This window comes from Paenibacillus sp. SAFN-054, assembly GCF_051966755.1.
GTDB lineage: Bacteria > Bacillota > Bacilli > Paenibacillales > Paenibacillaceae > Paenibacillus_AQ.
In genome coordinates, this window is the sequence record NZ_JBQCKS010000005.1 from 374,283 (window position 1) to 391,705 (window position 17,423).

Here is a 17,423-nt window from a genome sequence, read left to right on the forward strand (position 1 = left end):
TCCTATTGAGATGGGCTATCCTTCAACGCTCTCTTTCTCAGGTCAAGGCCTTCGATCACATCCAGCACGGTCTGCGTTTTGATCGGCTTGCTGATATACTCGTCCATGCCGGCGGCTATGCAGCTCTCCCGGTCCCCCTTGAGCGCGTTCGCAGTAACGGCGACAATCGCCGGGCATTGCTCCTTCGGAAGCGTCCTGCGGATCGTTCGCGTTGCATCAAAGCCGTTCATGTCAGGCATGTGAATATCCATAAAAATAATATCATAATACGATTCCTGTGCTGCACGTACCACGTCTTTTCCGTTGGAGACAACGGTCGTCCGGTGACCTTGACTCTCCAGCATCTTCTGAAGCACGATCTGGTTGACCTGGTTATCCTCCGCGATCAGGACTTTGAGAGAGCCTGAAATTTGGCTGTCGTGCGTTTCCTCGGTATCGCCGATAAAGCTCCAGTTCTCCTTCATCAGGACCAACGTAAACACAAACGTAGCTCCAGGGTCATCGCTCTGCTCCACTTGGATCGTTCCGCCCATCAGCTCCACCAGCTTCTTCGTGATCGACAAACCGAGACCGGTTCCTTCATGATTCCGGGTCATGAAATTGTTTACCTGCGCGAAGGGCTCAAAAATATACTCGACCTTGGAGGCAGGAATGCCAATCCCGGTGTCCTTGATTTTGAATTCCAGCTGGATCGTACGCTTGTCCTCCGACAGCTTCCTTACCTGTGTGGTAATGCCGCCGGAGAACGTGAATTTCACCGCGTTGCCGATCAGGTTCATCAAAATCTGCTTCAAGCGTTTCGCGTCCCCGATCATCATGAGCGGAACATCATCCTGAATCTCGACCTTCATCTCCAAATGCTTCTCATGCGCTTTTGCCGATAAGACGTCCAGGGTCTCCTCGACGCATTTTCTCACATCAAAGAGCTCTTCCTGCAGCTCGGTTTTGCCCGATTCCACTTTCGAGAAATCGAGGATATCGTTAATGATGGCCAGCAGCGTCTCCCCGCTTTGCCGGATGATTTTGACGTATTCGCTCTGTTCGGGATCCAGCTCCGTCGTTGTCTCGAGCAGATCCGTCATGCCGATTACACCATTCATGGGTGTTCGTATTTCATGGCTCATGACCGCGAGAAACTCGGTTTTTGCCTTATTCGTGCTTTCGGCCAGTTCCTTGGCGACCAGCAGCTGCTTCTGCTCGGTGACATCCTTCGCAATAATATAAAAGCCGACATTTTTGCCGTTCACGTAAATGGGCGCGATCGAGGTCAGTACTTCGACCGAATGTCCATCCTTATGGTAAATCCGGTCAATGTCCTTCTCAATCGAAGGGTTGGTCAGGGATTCGCTCAACAGTTTGCGCTGATTATCATGTCCGATAAAGCGCGAGATTTGCTCGCCGGCCATTTCGTTAATGCAGTATCCGGTCATTTTCTCGGCCATCGTATTGGTGTTAATGATCTTCCCTTCGAGATCGAGGGAGATGACCGCGTCATGATTGTATCGTTTCAAGGACGTGTAACGCTCAACAGTTTCCTGCAGCTTCGTCTCCGCCAGCTTGTTTTTCGTAATATCATGAATTTGGATCAGATAGGCAAGCGGATGCCCTTCCGAATCCGTCATCACCGAGGCGAATACCGATGCCCATACCGTATCCCCGTTCTTCCGGACAAACCTTGACTCCGTCTCCGCTGTCGCGCCTGTCCGGTTCTTCAGCTTGTCTCGGAACAGCGTAAGATGATGTTCCATCTCGTCCGGGTGGATGAGGTCTTGAAACCTGAGCCCCAGCAGTTCGCTTTCCGTGTATCCCATGATGTTGCAGATGGCCGGATTGATTCTCATCCAGTTACCCTCAAGTGAGATCTGTGCAATGCCGAAAAGAGCGGTTCTGTATACTTCCTGCAAAAAAGCGTCAGCATTAATGGTACTCATCGTACGCCTCCGTCCGGTAAAAAAATTCAGTACAAGATATAAATCAAATTTATAGCCCGTTGAAGTCTATGAGTATTATATATCACGGCCTTCAATTGATATGTATACCATACGACAACTGACAATTGAACACAAAGATAGCTATAACATTCATTAAACCAAATCCGCTCATTAGAAGCATGTTTTCTCCGCCAAAATAGCATTTCCGACAAAATGCAGCTTATTGGGTATTGGAATTTCGAATTCTGTACGTTCCGATATCCAAAGAAAGGAAGGGGCTCCCTTCCTTAACCAGCACACGATATTTTACCCTTCACCGGAATGAGCCGCAGGATCACCGTTGTAACAAGCCGCGAAGCTCCTGCAACGAGCGCATGGCATGCGAGATCATCTCCGGAATATCCCCCATCTGCTCCTCGTCGATTTTACGCTGGAAGCGGAGCTCCGCTTCGTTCGTCCAGCCCTCCCGGTTTGCGCCATAAATACGGCTCAGCGTCTGTACGAGCGGTACCTCCGGCCAAATCTCCTTCAGCAGATGCTCGATTCGCCCGCATTCTTCCTCCGGACGGCTTACGTCCATGCCAAAGCAAATCCGAAGCTCGCACCCGGGCCGCTTGCCCTCCAGTTCCAAGATCTCAGCCGCCAAATCGGCAAGGGAAGCCTGAAGCCGGATTTCGGCGAATACGGCGGAGGGGTCCTCTGCCAATTCGAACTTTATGGCAAATTCACGGGACATGACCGACATGTCCATCAAGTCCTTCCGGCCCGTAATCCGAATCCGCCCATCCAGGTTATCGAGATCATACAGTTGATTTTCAAAGGCAACCTTCAAATTTTCTACAATCGTCGGGTCGAACATTACCATGCATCCGCCGCATACTTCAAACCGATTTGTCTTCTTGCATCCTCCATCACTTCAGCCACCGCAATCGAGGTTTCATGGGAATTGATCTTGCTGCTGAGCTTGCCGCGTCCGATCATGCGAATAAACTCCTCCAGCTCGTAATACATCGATTCATGAATCTGCTGTTGGGTTAGGTTTTCGATGCTGCCGTCCCTGTACTGGATTTTGACGTCATACGGCTGATTGATCCGGTCGATCACCATCGTTCCGTTTTCACCCTGAATTTCGGCCGGCAGGAAGGAGTCCGATATTTTCGAATACATGACGACCGCATCCATGTCCGGGTAACGCATCACAAGGCTTCCTTCGCCGTCCACGCCGGATGACAGCATGACGCCGACGGCTTTAACGGCTTCGGGCTTGCCGAACAGGGATACCATCGGATAAATGCAGTAAATACCCAGATCCATCAAGGCGCCGTTCGAGTATTCCGGATTGAAAGCGTTCAGCACCGTCCCCTCCTTGAAAGCGTCATAACGGGAGGAATATTGGCAATACCCCGCAAAATAGCGCCGTACCTGGCCGATTTTGTACAAATTTTCTTTCATGATTTTGAAGTTCGGCATCAGGGTGGATTTCAGAGCTTCCATCAATACGACTTGATTTTTCTCCGCCGCCTCAATCATGCGCCGAACCTCTGCACTGTTTGTGGCAAGGGGCTTTTCGCAAAGAACATGCTTGCCGTGATTCATGCACAGAATCGCCTGCTCCGCATGAAAAGAGTTCGGGCTCGCAATATACACCGCGTCGATTTCATCACTTGAAGCCATGGCTGTGAGGTCCGTATATACCTTAGGGCTGCCGAACTGCGCAGCAAACTCCCGGCCCTTGTCTTCCGTGCGGGAGTAAACCGCCGTCAGCTTGAAATCATCGTTCTCCTCCGCCGCGTGAAGAAAACGTTCCGTAATCCAGTTGGTGCCTATCGTTCCGAATCGGATCAATCTCATCATTTCCTTTCTTATATGTAATGAACGCTTATTGAACGCTTAAATATGAACGCTCAGCTGAACTCCATACCCTCGTCATGCCATTCGGAGGCATCCTCGTCCGCCAAATTCTGAATATCCTCGGTACTGATGCTGATGAACCCGTACCCTTCCTCCTGCTGTTTCTTCAAGGCTCTCTCCTTGTAAAAACGGGCACTGCTGCCTTCGCCCGTCTCCTCGTCATAAACGAGGATGATGCCGTCCGTTTTGCGGAACAGCAGATCGTCTCTTGCCTTGAACTGCCATGGTCCGTCGTAAGGCTGACGGCTCACGGTTTCATAGAAATCAATGTCCTGCAGAATCCGGTTATAGTATTCCTTCTTATCCTCTTTCCAGTTCTCTTCCGGATTCGCGAAAGCCGTTATGACGGCGATTTTCAGATCGGGGTACTGCTTTCTCAGATTGATCGCCGCTTCGCAGGCCCATAGATCGACGCCGTACTGTCCCGGCGAAATGACCCATTCCAGCCCTTCTTCGGCAAGCTGGACCAGCTTGGCGGTAATGGCCTTTTGAATATAAGCGATACCCGGATGCTTCTGTCCGTAAATATTCAGTTCATGCGCGCGGTAGCCTGTCACCAGCACATTTTTCATCGCAAACCCCTTACTTTCCGCCCTTGCCTGTTCTATACAATGCTTTCATCCTATCATAACTCTATTCTTTCGTTAATTTCCACTGATTATAAGAGTTTTAAACAAAAAGAACCCTGTGTTTCCGTAAGCGAAACACAGGGTTCTTTCTTTAGGGTAAAGAAACAGCGGGAGCTTACAGCGATATTTTCACTTCGGCATTCATGCCGGGCAGAACCCGGGCCGATGTTTGGTTAATCGAAATTTTCACCGGGACCTTCTGCGTCACTTTCGTGTAGCTGCCCGTGGAGCTTTGCTGCGGGAGCACCGAGAATACAGAGTTCGTGGCAAATCCGATTTCTTTTACAACGCCCTCAAACTTTGTACCCGAGTCACCATCGATCGCAATGTCCACGCTTTGGCCCACCTTGATGTCTTTCAGCCGGGTTTCCTTGATGTTGGCGACGATATACATGTGATCCAGATCTGCCTCCTGCGCCAGCACCTGACCCGCCTGCACCAGCTGATTCACGCGGGCATCGTTTTTGATGATCTTTCCGTCCATGCGGGGGCTGACAGGGATCACTTTGGTTCCGTCCGAAATGCCTCCAACGACATTTTTATTGCTCACGTTCGTGCCGTCCTGAATGTTCCAGCTCGTCAGCACCCCTTGAGCAGGCGCAACGACAGGCATCATATCAGCTTCGACGACGGCATCCTCCGTTTTGTAGAAATTGGACTTTTCATAATAAAAGTAGGCGCCTGCCGCAATAAAAAAGCAGATCACCAAAATCCCTATAATGTTAGCTATGATCAAGCGACTGCGGTTTATCATGGGTATGAATTCTCCTCACTTCGTAATATGGATGGTGCTTGGGTGAAGTTCTGCCCGTCCCGGTTCCGGCACCAGCCGTTTCTTCTCTTTTTGAACCAGCGATCTGCCTTTGCCCGTGGCGATTTTGCCGATGGAAGCCACCAGCATAATCACGCCAACACAGGCCATGATCGTAAACAAATGGTGGTAAGCACCAAGGATGGCTGCTCTTTTGGTGTGCACGAGCAGCTCATAAGAAGCCGTGCTCTGCGCCTGGGCTGCAGGGACGCCTTCCGCCATCAGATTCCGGGTAATACCTGCGATTTCCGATTTGGCCTCCCCGCTGAACAGACCGAGCCGGCCACGAATTTCCTCGTAATGAAGGGCGTTCTGGCGGGTCAGGTACCAGCCCAGCAGCGGCGTGACAATGGCACCGGCGAAATTCCGGATGGAGTGAAGCGTGACGGATCTCATCGAGGCCTGGTGAATATCCCCCGCAAGCGCCGTTCCGAGCGCTCCACCGACCAGCGTCATGCTCACGCCAGCTCCCAGCAGCGCCATTTGGGCATATAGCAGATTCAGCGACACGTCCGCGCCCATCGTTCTCCACCGAAGACTGACATAAATAACGGCAATCGAGCCGATCAAGCCGAGTATACCGGCGCCCAAACGGTCATACAGCAACGTTTTGAGGATCGCCGTGACCACAATGCCGACAAAGAACCAGATGTAAAAGTGGACCAGGTACCGGAAGGGCAGGTCCATGTTGTTCCGCAAGAAGCCGTTAATACCGGCGATTGCAAAGATCAGGCAGATATGGGATGCGATCGCCATGACGGTGCCCGATACCGGCTTTGCCGCTTTTAACGTCCGGAACGGTACGAGCGGCGTCTTGCTCTTCAGGTCGAATACGATAAAGAGCACGAGCAGGATGAGTGCCGCAATGAGAAACGGCCATACATACAGGGAGGTGAATCCCTTCTGCATCAAATTGCAAAGCGGAACTGTCAGCATCAGCATCAGTGCAACCATCAGCGTGACGCTGAGCCGGTTCACCGGCTCCGAATGATGCTCTTCCTTGCCATGCGGCAATCCCAGGAACCCGACGATGAGGCACAATGCAGCGGACACGATGTTCAGAATAAACAACCAGCGCCATGTATCCACGCTGAGGGACACGGAGCCGAATATCGCTCCTACCGCACTCGCGCCGAACAAACCGGTAATCACCATGAGCAGAAAATAATTGCGGATTTTGTTCGGAAACGATCTTAAGCTCACGGGCAAAATGGTCAAAAACAGAAAACCCGAGCTAAGTCCCTGAATAACCCTTCCCATCGTCAAAGAGACCGCATCCTCCGAAATGGCGTTGATCACCGATCCCAGCAAAAAGACGGTCACGAACATCAGATAGGTTTTTCTTACGCCGAGCCTCCTGGAGATGACGGGCCCTAGCGGCACGCCAATGGCAAATGCGATATTGGACAAGGTGGAGGGGAGCAGCAGATCGCTCGAACTGAGGTTCAAGCCGTTTTGGATAATGACCTGATTCATAATGTACGACAAGTTGATGAAATACTGCGGACCGATCGCGAATATCGTCAGAAGCGATATGACCAGAAATTGGGGTACCGGCATTTTGGCCGTTTCGGATATGGCTGCAGTAAGGCTTGACTGTGATTTCATCAGTCTCCTCCTTTCCTTTAATGTTTCTGCATAACAACGAGCTTCCGATCCATAAGGAATTATATATATTGTAAACAGCAAGTTGTATTATACAATATATACTTTTAGGATGGCAACCTGTTTATTTTGCCTGCAGCCTTCCCCTGCTCGCCGTTCTCCCTATTCCCCCACGAAAAAGCTGCCCTCGGGTCTTGGGTTTCCCTGGGCAGCTCCATCCCTTGCGTATAGGTCATTTGCGCCACGCCTTGAAATCCCGGTTCAGCCGCGTCAGACTCGATTCCAGGCCCTTCAGCTCCTCGGGTGTCCAATGCGCAAGCACCTCGGCATAAGCGTCATTGCGCGCCTTTTGAACCTTACCCAGCGCCTCCATTCCTTCCGGGGTAATTTCGACGAGGCTGATCCTGCCGTTGCTGGTATCCGGATAACGCCGGATGTAGTTCTTGCTTTCCAGCACAGCCACCTGCCGGCTTGCCGTCGAGAGATTCAGCAGCAGACGATCTGCAAGGGCATGAATTGCCAGAGGGCTGTATTTTTCCAGCTCGCTCAGCAAAAGATATTCGGAGCGGTCCAAATTTCCGAATTTCGGGCTATGTGCTGTCGTGAGCCTTACCAGCAAAGCGATTTCATATTCAATCAAATGAAGCGGAGCATCCATGATCTCTGTCCATCCTCCTCTAATGCTGCCAGGTTCCACTTTCCTAAACACGTTACAACCAGTATAGCATAAAGGGGACAAGCCGCCGAGTCAGCCGAGCTGCCCTAGAGCCAGGCCCCGGCCGATCAGGTTCGCGGATACGGGCTTTCGGCCGATTTCCCTTGACCACACGGACAACTGGCCGACATGGTGGATTTCATGGGCGATCATGTGACGGACGACTTCGCCCCACGTGTCCAAGTTTTCTCTGCCATCAGGGCTGACAGCGCGGAATTCCCGGTTCTCCATGTCCTCATTCCAATTCAGGACGAAGCTTTCCACCTCTGGGCGAAAGGCTGCTTCCAGCGCCCGTACCTGCCGGACACTCCGATAGTCGTCGAAGCTGTCGTTGAAGTCGCTTTTCCCCTGCAGCACACGAATCCAGCTCCATTCCACGTCGATGACGTGAAACAGCGTGTGGAGAATCCCGCCAACACCTCCGGTACGCGGTTTCAGAAGCTCGGCTTCACTGGTTTCTTCACACCATTTGAACCAATCTTCGCGCACGGCCCAGTTATAATCAAACATCATTTTCAATCGGCATTCCTCCTTAAGATGATAAAAATAGTATACGGGGAACGTGGTCACGGTCTCCAGCGAAACTTTGGCTATAACGGTTTAAGATGTTTATTTCGCTTTAACGCGCCATTTCGTGTACAATTTAAGAAAGAGGTGTTGTAGATATGTCCAATGAAGAACTTATTTTGACCCCGGAAGGTCTGGCCGAACTGAAAGCCGAGCTCGAAGAGCTGAAAACCGTAAAGCGGAAAGAGCTTGCAGAACGTCTGAAAGTAGCCATCAGCTATGGCGACCTGAAGGAAAACAGCGAATACCATTCCGCCAAGGACGATCAGGCTTTTATGGAAACGCGGATCCTGCAGCTGGAGAAAACGCTGACCAAAGCGCGCGTCGTCAGAAGCACGGATGCATCTACCGTAAGCGTCGGCTCCTATGTGAAGCTCAATGACATTGAGTTCAAAGAGATCGTGGAATACCGGATTGTAAGCCCCGCCGAAGCGGATGCCCATAACAATAAAATTTCGTACGAAAGCCCGCTCGGTAAGGAACTGATCGGTAAAGCTGCCGGCGATACCGTCAGCGTGACTGCGCCTATGGGCGTCATCAAGTACGAAGTGCTCGAAATCCGGGCCAACTAGACTTCATATCCCGCCCGAGGCGTGTAGGTCTTCTCACAACGGAATCTTGTCTTTCTGCATGGCAGAAAGCAGGGTTCTTTTTTGCGTTCAATGCGGATACTAGGGAGCCTTCCGCGTGGTATTATAAGGAAAATTACATAGATTACAGGAAGGTCGTGTTATCCATTCATCCCCAATCGTTTGCAGGCATCATCGAGCCGCATATGTCCGCCCTCCTTGCCTACTGCACCCAACTGGCGGGCAGCAAAGCAGACGGCGAGGATCTCATGCAGACCACGCTGGAGAAAGCCTATCGTTCCTATACAGAAGGCATGATGCTCAAGCGGGCTTACCTGCTGCGCATAGCCAAGAACACCTGGATCGACTCCCTTCGGAAGAAATCTGCCTCCGAACATCTCTTGGCTGAAGAACAGCTGGACAACCTTCCCGCGGTGAGCGATTATCATTTGCGGGAAGCCTTCGAAGTCATGGCATCGCGGCTGTCGATCCGCCAAGCCGTGCTGCTGCTTATGATCGACGTGTTCGGCTTTACAGCCAAAGAAACCGCCATGCATATCGGATCGACCGAAGGGGCCGTCAAGGAAGCTTTGAAGCGCGTCCGGGTCCGCCTGTCCAAACAGGCTTCAGGTGCGGCCGAAAGCGGTGGCTCGTTCTCCCCTCCGGCAGGGGAGGCGCTGGATGCGGGGCTGCTCGATCTATTCATCGAAGCTTTTCGCAGCGGAAACGTACACCAAATTTACCGCTCTTATCAGAAGATTCGTAGCAGCGGCATGGATGTGGCCCGCGTGTGGCATAGCGAAGCGTTCATGTATTTTGATTTTTCCGATCCGGACGGGCATTTGATCCGGGTGTCCTCCCAAAAATTCAAATGAATGGATCTCCACCCGTTTCTTTTGCATCGATTCAACCGTTTATACAGGTAGAAAACGAACTCATACCAAGTTCAGTTCTAATTCTATTAGATTCAAGGAGGAGAACAAATGGCAGCTCAATCCCTTCATATTCAAGTGATCGAATTACCGGTAAAGGACGTAGCCAAATCGGCCAAATGGTACACGGAGGTATTCGGACTCGGCTTCTGTTTCCCGTTCAATGAGGGGGACGATGCCGCATGGCTTAACCTGAACGGTATGTCGCTGGGTCTGGTCGAAGCGCTGGAGGTACCGAAATTTGAATTTGTCAGCTCCAAAGGAGAGCGTAAGCCCGTGCTCACCTTCCAGGCGGAGAACATTCAACAAATGAGCCGTGAGCTGAGCCAAAAAGGGGTTCAGGTTGGAGAGATGCTCTATAAGCCGGGCGGAGGCTACAGCTTCCAGATCGTGGATCCGAACGGCAATTTGCTGGGCGTATGGGGCGGCTGGCCGAAAGAAGAGGAGCAGCCCGAAGATTCCACCGCCGTATAAAACAAACACGACAAAGAGAGAGGGCTCACCCCCTCTCTCTTTGTCGTCATTCATAGGAAGGCAAAGCGTGCAACAAGCAACCCCGCCGACTTCCCGAATAAACAGTCCCCTGTCTCGTAAAAGCCGCTTGCCCTTCATTGTCCTTTACTCGTCTTCTTTGAACACCGGACGCAGCTGCAGCGCGAAAGCAAATTCCTTCTCATCCAAACGGTACTTCTCCAGCAGCTCGGGACCGCAGGAGTTCGAGCCGATTCCGCTCATTTTGTAATCGATGTGTACGATCGTCTCGTTCCGCTTTACCAGCTCGTGCAGATGTCCTGCCTGGTCCAGATCCGTAGGCGAGTAGTGCGAAGCCTGGAAGGAGAATGGAGCATTGCCGGTAAACAGCAGGCCCATGCCCAGCTCGTTCGTCACGGAGGCCCATTCGGTCTGGTATCTTGAACCGTTCTCCTGCGGCATCACGTAAGGCACGAACATATCATCCACGCGCTGCAGATATTTGCCTGCGCGCACGCTGTGCCGCTTATCGGCATAGCTTTCGCCGGGACCCAGCCCGAAATATTCGACCTGCTCGTTCCCCTTTGGCATCGTAACCTGAAGCCCGAAGCGAGGCAGGAACGGCAGCCCGTCTCTCACCCGGATATTGACGGACATCGACACTTCGCCGGAGCCGTCAACCCGCCATAGCGCCTTCCCTTTCAGCACAGGATGCTTCATGTAGCCGCCCAGGGAAAAGTCCACCGCCATTTCCACCTCGTGATCGCTCCGGCTGCTGATGGTGCAGGCGTATACCTTCATGCCTGCCCGGTGGTAACCCTCTTCCATCCAGCGATGCTTGACGTTGCGGTCATTGTCGGTCGGTGCCCGCCAGATGCTGAACGCAAGCGGCGACTCCATCATATCCAGCCCATGCTTCGACAGACGGACGAACATGCCCTTGGCCTTGTCGAATACATGTTTAAAATCCTCACCTTCCACCGTGACCAGGCTGCCTTCCTCATCAATCTGAAGCGGACGCTGTCTGAGCCGATCCAGCCAAACCCGATCTTGGTCCGCTCCAGCCGGCTTCCCTCCCAGGTCAAACTGGGCAAAGGCGATCTCGTAGCCAGCTTCAGCCCAGAGCGTGTCCTCCTTCTGCCGCACGCTGATCGTCAGGAAATGCCTTCCTGCCGCGGGCAGCTTTTGGAGAGGCACCGTGATTAGAGTGGAGGCCTGCGGCCCCGCATTCACGTCTTCCAGCAGACCCTGTTTAACCAGCTCGCCGTCCGCCTCAAGCTTCCATGAGAACACAAGATGGCCCAGGCCGCTGAAATCATACAGGTTCGTCACGCGGAAGCTTCCCGCTTCCTGGTCCTCTGCTTCGATGCGGACCGGAGCAATAACCTGCTTCAGTTCAAGCAGGCCTGCATGGGGAACGCGATCCGGCGATACGAGGCCGTCGATGCAGAAATTGCCGTCGTTCGGCTGATCCCCAAAGTCACCGCCGTAACCGAAATACTCGGCACCTTCGCTCGTTGTCGTCCGGATGCCGTGATCATTCCATTCCCAGACGCATCCCCCCATCAGATTCGGATACTTGTAGAACAAATCCCAATATTCCTTCAAGTCTCCCGGTCCGTTGCCCATCGCATGGCTGTATTCGCACAGGAACAGAGGTTTGGTGCGGCTTTCATCTGCTCCGTATTCCTCCACGTAAGCCAGGGAAGGATACATCTCGCTCTCGATGTCCAGATCCTCCGTGTCGGTGTCGCCCTCATATCTCTTCGACGCGCCTTCATAATGGACCAGCCGCGAATCATCCCGCTGCTGCGCCCATTTTGCCATGGCGATATGGTTCGCGCCATACCCGGATTCATTGCCGAGCGACCACATAATAACCGAGGCATGGTTTTTGTCACGCTCCACCATCCGCTCCACGCGATCCACGAACGCTTTTTCCCAAGACGGATCGCGCGTCAGCTGATGGAAATCACCGGATACGACAAGCCCGTGGCATTCCAGATCCGACTCGTCGACCACATAAAAGCCGAAACGATCGCAAAGGTCAAGAAAACGCGGGTCATTGGGATAATGTGACGTGCGTACGGTGTTGACGTTATGAAGCTTCATCAGCTTGAGATCCTGGATCATGTGCTCCATGGGAATCGTCTGCCCCAGATCCGGATGGGAATCATGACGGTTGACCCCTTTCAGCTTGACGGCCTGTCCATTGATCATGAATATGCCGTTCTGAACAGAGACGGTGCGGAAGAAGGCCGGTATATGGATGCATTCCTTCCCGTCGCTCAAATAGAGCTCATACAAGTAAGGGTTTTCAGCATTCCACAGCACAGGCTTCGGTATGTTGAGCAAAAGCTCCGCCTTGCCATTCGCCTCGAGCTCCCCGGCTGCGCATATCTTCCCCTCCGCATCGCGCAGTTCTGCTCGAACCGTCACCGGGCCGGTTGTAGCAAGCTCGCAGCGGAGAATGCCTTCCGTGTAATCTGCCGAAAGCTCGGGCTTTATGAACATGTCGCGCACATGCGCCTGCTCCCTGCCCAGTAAATAGACGTCACGGAAAATGCCTGAAAAGCGCCATAAATCCTGGTCTTCCAGATAGGTTCCGTCGCACCATTTCAGCACCATGACGGCCATCCGGTTGACGCCGGGCTGTACGAACGGCGTGATATCAAATTCAGCAGGAATCCTGCTTCCCTGGCTGTAGCCGACGAATTGCCCGTTTACCCATACATAGAAACAGGAGTTGACCCCTTCGAACACCGTATAGGTCTGTTTGCCACCCCACGCCTCCTCGATCCGGAAATCGCGGATATACAATCCGGCCGGATTCTCATCGGGCACGTAAGGAGGGTCGCATGGTATCGGGTAATTGACGTTTGTATAATGAAGCTGATCATAGCCTTCGGTCTGCCAGCAGGACGGCACCAATAAATCATCCCAGGCCGAAGCGTCGAAATGTTTGTCGTAAAAGGATTCCGTGATGTTATGTACGCTGCTGTAATATTTGAACTTCCAGCCGCCGTTCAGCGTCCGGTAAAACGGGGATCTGGATCTTTTGCCTGATTTCGCCGATTCTGCGTCCGCATAAGGAATATAATATGCGCGCGGTTGCTCCCGGTTCACTTCAAGGATTTGCGTATTTTCCCAGTATCTTTCCAAACTTAGCATGTTATCAGCTCCTTTACCGTTATCCTAACAAATGAAAACGGAGCCGGGAAGCTCCGTTTTGTAGAACTTATATATCTTTTTTTACGAATTGTCTTCATTGCGGAGCGTAAGCCGCAGTACATGGGCGATTGGCGCTGACCGGGCGCACTCGCCGGGAGGCAGCACGACGCTTACTCTACCGTCCTCCATCGTGAACATCAGTCTTTCTTCCGGATCTATAAGTTCGATTGATTGAATGCTTTCATTGAATGGGAAACGGATGATCTCATCCACTTCGGCCCCCTCCGGATACAGGCGGAAACAGTACACTGTGCTTCCCTTGCGCGTAAACGCGCATTCTTGTGCAAAGTAGGGCTCGCATGACCGGGTGCCGTAAACGCCCTCGCCGTACAGCTTCAGCCAATCCCCCAGCTCCTTCATCCGCTTCACAGCGGCTTCGGGAAGCCTTCCATCCGGCTGCGGAGCGATGTTCAGAGCCAGGTTACCGCCCTTCGCAACGACTTCCATCAGAATATGAATCAAGGTCCGGGTTGATTTATACTCGCCCTCATACCGGTAGGAGAACCCGGCCCCCATCGTGATGCAGCTTTCCCAAGGCACGGACATGTGTTGTTCCGGAATCGCCTGCTCCGGCGTAATGAAATTCTCATGCGCGCCTCCGACCGTGCGATCGGCGGTCAAGAGCCACGGCTGATGCTCCCTTGCGGCGGCAACCACTTCCCCGAGCCGGATATCCTGTCCGTTATCCGCGCGTACCCAGCCCGCGTCCAGCCACAGCACGTCGATCCGGCCATACTTCGTCATCAGCTCCATGATCTGCTCGTGGGAGAAATTCACGAATTCATCCCACAGCCGGGGATGCTCTGCGGGATTGTAGGAAGGACCGCGCCAGGTAGGCTGGCTGCGCTCCATCCCCGGAGCCCAGTAGGTCTTCGTGTGCCAATCCGCTTTTGAAAAATAAGCCGAGATGGCGAGTCCTCGCTCGCGGAAAGCGTTAAACAAATGCTTGCAGATATCGGCATATCGGTGTTCCGAGAACGGCACCTCCGGGGATGTGCTCTTGTAATCCGTCGTTTCGGTATCCCACATACAGAATCCGTCATGGTGCTTCGTCGTAAAAATCAGATATTTGAATCCGTTGTCGGCAGCCAGGTCGGCCCATACATCAGGCTGGAATCTTACCGGATAAAACGCTTTGTTAAGCGCAAAGTACTGCTTTTTGAACTCTTCCCCATCCGTCCAGTCCACAGGTCCACGCGACCAGTGGGCATCCTCGTCGGAAAGGCCCCAGGATTCGAACATGCCTAGCAGTGAATGCGGCCCCCAGTGCATCATGATGCCGAGCTTCTGGTCCCGAAACCACTCCAGCCGCTCCTGAAGCTCCGGACTTTCCGGCTTCACCCATTCGTCTTCCCTGCTGTATCCGTGCGTTCCGTCTTTGATCATCGTTTTGCCCATTTGTATTTTGCAACCTCCCTGACTGCCGTTTGAATTTCAACGCATCTTAAAGAGCAATTATTTCGTCGCTTTCCATGCATCGTATTGGGACTGCATCTCTGTCATGATTTTATCAAGGCCGGCTTCCTTGAACTTGGAAATCGCCTTCGGCAGATATACGGCCGGGTCGACCGCGCCGGATTTCAGCGGTATCGAAATTTCCGCACTGACGTTTTTAACGGCCGCGATTTCGGACTGCACTTTGGAAACATCGAAGTTGAATCCTACAAGCGGTGATGTTTCCGCTTCATCGTTGAATTTTTTGAACTGCTCCCACTTGTCCTCCGGATCATCTTTCGTCAAATAGGTGAGGAAGCCGTTACCGAATTCAAACCAAGCCGTATTGAACCGCTCCTTGCGCGCAGGCAGATCCTCAACTCGGTTATCGCCGATTTTCTTGTAATGCACATCCTCAATGCCGTATACGAAAAGATTATGAAGATACACATCCGAATGCAGCAGGTTGATGAACTTCATGGACAGCTCCTTATCCTGAGCCGTTACCGGGATGGCCAGCATGGAGCCCGTGCCCGAGCTCGTCGTGACGATCGGCTTTTCGATCGGCACATAGGTGACAGGGAAGCCGGCGCGGGAAGTCCAAATGTTGTCCGCGGTCGGAATGCCTCCGGCCAGTCCTGTCAGCCAGTTTCCTGTCTGCTCTTCGCTCGTTGGCATTTTGTAGGTCACGACATCCGGACGGATATATCCGGCCTTGTAATAGCTATGCACGACATCCAGCGCCTTACTCGCTTCCGGCGTTTCCCACATGTCAACGATTTTGCCACTGTCTGCGCCAGGGCCGTAGATCATGCCAAGCGGCACGTCCTGTCCGGCGACATAGTCGAATGGAACATAAAAGATGCCTGTCTGTGTGGCTTCCATCGGATACAGCCCGCCATCCTTCGCCTTGGCCTGCTTCAGCAGATCGCCTACTTTTTCGATGGAATCCGCCTGGGTCGTATCGATTCCCAGCTTGTCGGCAAGCGGCTTGTTAAAACGCAGCACCCACTGTGAAGCAATTTCCTTCGGATTCTGAACTGCGTAGTTTTTGCCGTTTACCATGCTGATGTCCAGGAATTTGCTGTACATCGCCTCTTTCGCGTCCGCCCCGAATTGATCCAGCAAATCGTTTACCGGTGTCAGAGCCCCTTTGGCAGCAAGGCTGGAGTACGTATCCGGGTTCGTAAACATCACATCGATCTTGCGTCCGGAAGCGATCAGAACCGGCAGCTTTGTTTTATAGTCCGACCAAGGAACAAAGTTGATTTTAACCGTGGCATTGAGCTTGGGCTGCAGATATTCATTGACCTTCTGTTCCACCAGCTCGGTGTCCTTCTGCGGATCGCCTGCAAAATACAGCACCAGCTCCGTCGATTTCTTATCGCTTGTCGACTCTTTCGGTGTCTCGCCGGCCGCCTTGCCCGTGTCTCCCGCGTCGGCGGTCTTGCTTCCGCCTCCGCCGCATGCGCTGAGAACCATGGACAGCATGAGAATCAGCACGGAGAGCTTGAAGCCTCTGCCCTTCTTTGTCATCGAATTCATCGTCATCCCCCTATAATCTGTACTTTTTTATTAAAACGTCGTTTTCGCCCTAGGTTGCGAAACGACGCTCTAAACGAACCCTTGCGGCTGTCTGTTCAGCCTTTGATTGCTCCAACGGTCAAACCCTGGATAAAGAAGCGCTGGAAGAACGGATACGCGAGCACGATCGGACCCGTCGCAACCACAACCATGGCCATTCGAATCCCTTCCTGCGGCAGCGCCGAAATCATGGACGTGCTGTCCGCAGACTGGATGAGCTGCGAATTTTCCAGCAGGTATTGCAAATTGTTCTGTACCCGCATCAGAAGATACTGCAGCGGAACCAAACGCGGGTTGTCAATGAAGAGCATGGCGTTAAACCAGTCGTTCCAGTACCCGAGTGCGCTGAACAGCCCGATTGTCGCGATGCCCGGCAGGGAGATCGGAAGAACGATTTTCACGAAGATCCTAAAATCCCCTGCGCCATCGATCCTTGCCGATTCCACAATCCCCTCCGATACGGTCGTTTTGTAAAAGGTACGGATAACGATGATGTAAAAAGCGTTGACGCTGAGCGGAAGAATGAGCGCCCACAGCGTGTCCCCAATATGCAGCAGCTGCGTGACAACCATGTAGAACGGGACCAGGCCTGCGTTGAACAGCATCGTCAGGAAAGCAAAGAACGTAAACTGCTTCCTGAACTCGAATTCCGGACGCGACAACGCATATCCGTAAGGAAGAATCAGCACGAGGCTCAGAATCGTCCCGATGAGGGTAACGCCGATGGTAACCGCATAAGAGTTCAGCAGCTGTCCGGAATCCTGGAACAGATACGCATAAGCGGACAGGCTCATTTTATCGGGAAAAAAACTGTATCCCTTCAGCGCAATCGTCTGCTCGTCTGTCAGCGAGATGATAATCGTATAGATGAATGGAATGACGCAGGCCAGCGCGATCAAGGCGACCACGATGTTCCATATCATATTGGCCACCGGTCCGAAGCCCCCGACATGCCGTGATTTTCTCCGTGCGGGTACCGCGGAAGCCGCGGCCGTCTCCACTGAGTGCAATGCCATGGTGAATGACCTCCTTT

Annotated in this window: 15 protein-coding genes; 3 read left to right on the forward strand and 12 right to left on the reverse strand. The window is 52.7% G+C overall.

The features are described 5' to 3' along the window. Positions 1-2 precede the first annotated feature (2 nt). From ACTHPM_RS22895 to ACTHPM_RS22930, 8 genes are all read right to left on the reverse strand, one after another. Entirely contained in the window at positions 3-1,931 is a 1,929-nt protein-coding gene (locus ACTHPM_RS22895) for a PAS domain S-box protein (protein WP_440397767.1), read from the reverse strand. Between the two features lie 334 nt (positions 1,932-2,265). Then, a complete protein-coding gene (locus ACTHPM_RS22900; RefSeq protein WP_440397812.1) occupies positions 2,266-2,790 on the reverse strand; it encodes a hypothetical protein in 525 nt (174 codons plus the stop codon). After that, positions 2,790-3,785, reverse strand: coding sequence for a Gfo/Idh/MocA family protein (locus ACTHPM_RS22905; protein WP_440421687.1), 996 nt, complete (start codon positions 3,783-3,785; stop codon positions 2,790-2,792). The genes ACTHPM_RS22900 and ACTHPM_RS22905 overlap by 1 nt, the downstream gene beginning before the upstream one ends. A 50-nt stretch (positions 3,786-3,835) precedes the next feature. Then, positions 3,836-4,414 (reverse strand): DUF1273 domain-containing protein, encoded by a 579-nt coding sequence (locus tag ACTHPM_RS22910; RefSeq protein ID WP_440397768.1) that lies wholly within the window; start codon positions 4,412-4,414, stop codon positions 3,836-3,838. 172 nt (positions 4,415-4,586) lie between these two features. Beyond that, positions 4,587-5,222: an HlyD family secretion protein gene (locus ACTHPM_RS22915; RefSeq protein ID WP_440397814.1), complete on the reverse strand. Its 636-nt coding sequence runs from the start codon at positions 5,220-5,222 to the stop codon at positions 4,587-4,589. A gap of 18 nt (positions 5,223-5,240) precedes the next feature. Beyond that, positions 5,241-6,890 (reverse strand): MFS transporter, encoded by a 1,650-nt coding sequence (locus tag ACTHPM_RS22920; RefSeq protein WP_440397769.1) that lies wholly within the window; start codon positions 6,888-6,890, stop codon positions 5,241-5,243. Between the two features lie 229 nt (positions 6,891-7,119). Beyond that, a complete protein-coding gene (locus ACTHPM_RS22925; RefSeq protein ID WP_440397770.1) occupies positions 7,120-7,545 on the reverse strand; it encodes a MarR family winged helix-turn-helix transcriptional regulator in 426 nt (141 codons plus the stop codon). Between the two features lie 90 nt (positions 7,546-7,635). Further along, complete coding sequence (locus ACTHPM_RS22930; RefSeq protein ID WP_440397771.1) at positions 7,636-8,121, reverse strand: DinB family protein; 486 nt, start codon at positions 8,119-8,121, stop codon at positions 7,636-7,638. A gap of 146 nt (positions 8,122-8,267) precedes the next feature. Here ACTHPM_RS22930 and greA point away from each other — a divergent pair, with 146 nt between their 5' ends. The 3 genes from greA to ACTHPM_RS22945 all read left to right on the forward strand — a co-directional run bounded on the left by greA (position 8,268) and on the right by ACTHPM_RS22945 (position 10,144). After that, entirely contained in the window at positions 8,268-8,741 is a 474-nt protein-coding gene (gene greA / locus ACTHPM_RS22935) for a transcription elongation factor GreA (protein ID WP_440397772.1), read from the forward strand. Positions 8,742-8,896: 155 nt separating this feature from the next. Continuing rightward, positions 8,897-9,613, forward strand: a complete 717-nt coding sequence (locus tag ACTHPM_RS22940) for an RNA polymerase sigma factor (protein ID WP_440397773.1) — start codon at positions 8,897-8,899, stop codon at positions 9,611-9,613. Positions 9,614-9,721: 108 nt separating this feature from the next. Further along, positions 9,722-10,144, forward strand: coding sequence for a VOC family protein (locus ACTHPM_RS22945; RefSeq protein WP_440397774.1), 423 nt, complete (start codon positions 9,722-9,724; stop codon positions 10,142-10,144). Between the two features lie 144 nt (positions 10,145-10,288). Here ACTHPM_RS22945 and ACTHPM_RS22950 read toward each other — a convergent pair whose 3' ends face one another. The 4 genes from ACTHPM_RS22950 to ACTHPM_RS22965 form a co-directional block, all read right to left on the reverse strand. Further along, positions 10,289-13,312, reverse strand: a complete 3,024-nt coding sequence (locus ACTHPM_RS22950) for a glycoside hydrolase family 2 TIM barrel-domain containing protein (RefSeq protein ID WP_440397775.1) — start codon at positions 13,310-13,312, stop codon at positions 10,289-10,291. Between the two features lie 81 nt (positions 13,313-13,393). Continuing rightward, positions 13,394-14,770, reverse strand: a complete 1,377-nt coding sequence (locus tag ACTHPM_RS22955; protein WP_440397776.1) for an alpha-L-fucosidase — start codon at positions 14,768-14,770, stop codon at positions 13,394-13,396. A gap of 57 nt (positions 14,771-14,827) precedes the next feature. Continuing rightward, entirely contained in the window at positions 14,828-16,351 is a 1,524-nt protein-coding gene (locus tag ACTHPM_RS22960) for an ABC transporter substrate-binding protein (RefSeq protein ID WP_440397777.1), read from the reverse strand. A 95-nt stretch (positions 16,352-16,446) separates the two neighbouring features. After that, positions 16,447-17,406 carry a carbohydrate ABC transporter permease gene (locus ACTHPM_RS22965; protein ID WP_440397778.1) on the reverse strand — a complete coding sequence of 320 codons (960 nt, stop codon included), beginning with the start codon at positions 17,404-17,406 and terminating at the stop codon, positions 16,447-16,449. Positions 17,407-17,423: the final 17 nt, after the last annotated feature.

Excerpts from the sequence above, each read along its gene's own strand:
- ACTHPM_RS22895 (WP_440397767.1), bottom strand. The coding sequence starts at position 1,931 with ATGAGTACCATTAATGCTGACGCTTTTTTGCAGGAAGTATACAGAACC.
- ACTHPM_RS22900 (WP_440397812.1), bottom strand. The coding sequence starts at position 2,790 with ATGTTCGACCCGACGATTGTAGAAAATTTGAAGGTTGCCTTTGAAAAT.
- ACTHPM_RS22905 (WP_440421687.1), bottom strand. The coding sequence starts at position 3,785 with ATGATGAGATTGATCCGATTCGGAACGATAGGCACCAACTGGATTACG.
- ACTHPM_RS22910 (WP_440397768.1), bottom strand. The coding sequence starts at position 4,414 with ATGAAAAATGTGCTGGTGACAGGCTACCGCGCGCATGAACTGAATATT.
- ACTHPM_RS22920 (WP_440397769.1), bottom strand. The coding sequence starts at position 6,890 with ATGAAATCACAGTCAAGCCTTACTGCAGCCATATCCGAAACGGCCAAA.
- ACTHPM_RS22925 (WP_440397770.1), bottom strand. The coding sequence starts at position 7,545 with ATGGATGCTCCGCTTCATTTGATTGAATATGAAATCGCTTTGCTGGTA.
- greA (WP_440397772.1), top strand. The coding sequence starts at position 8,268 with ATGTCCAATGAAGAACTTATTTTGACCCCGGAAGGTCTGGCCGAACTG.
- ACTHPM_RS22945 (WP_440397774.1), top strand. The coding sequence starts at position 9,722 with ATGGCAGCTCAATCCCTTCATATTCAAGTGATCGAATTACCGGTAAAG.
- ACTHPM_RS22950 (WP_440397775.1), bottom strand. The coding sequence starts at position 13,312 with ATGCTAAGTTTGGAAAGATACTGGGAAAATACGCAAATCCTTGAAGTG.
- ACTHPM_RS22955 (WP_440397776.1), bottom strand. The coding sequence starts at position 14,770 with ATGGGCAAAACGATGATCAAAGACGGAACGCACGGATACAGCAGGGAA.
- ACTHPM_RS22960 (WP_440397777.1), bottom strand. The coding sequence starts at position 16,351 with ATGAATTCGATGACAAAGAAGGGCAGAGGCTTCAAGCTCTCCGTGCTG.
- ACTHPM_RS22965 (WP_440397778.1), bottom strand. The coding sequence starts at position 17,406 with ATGGCATTGCACTCAGTGGAGACGGCCGCGGCTTCCGCGGTACCCGCA.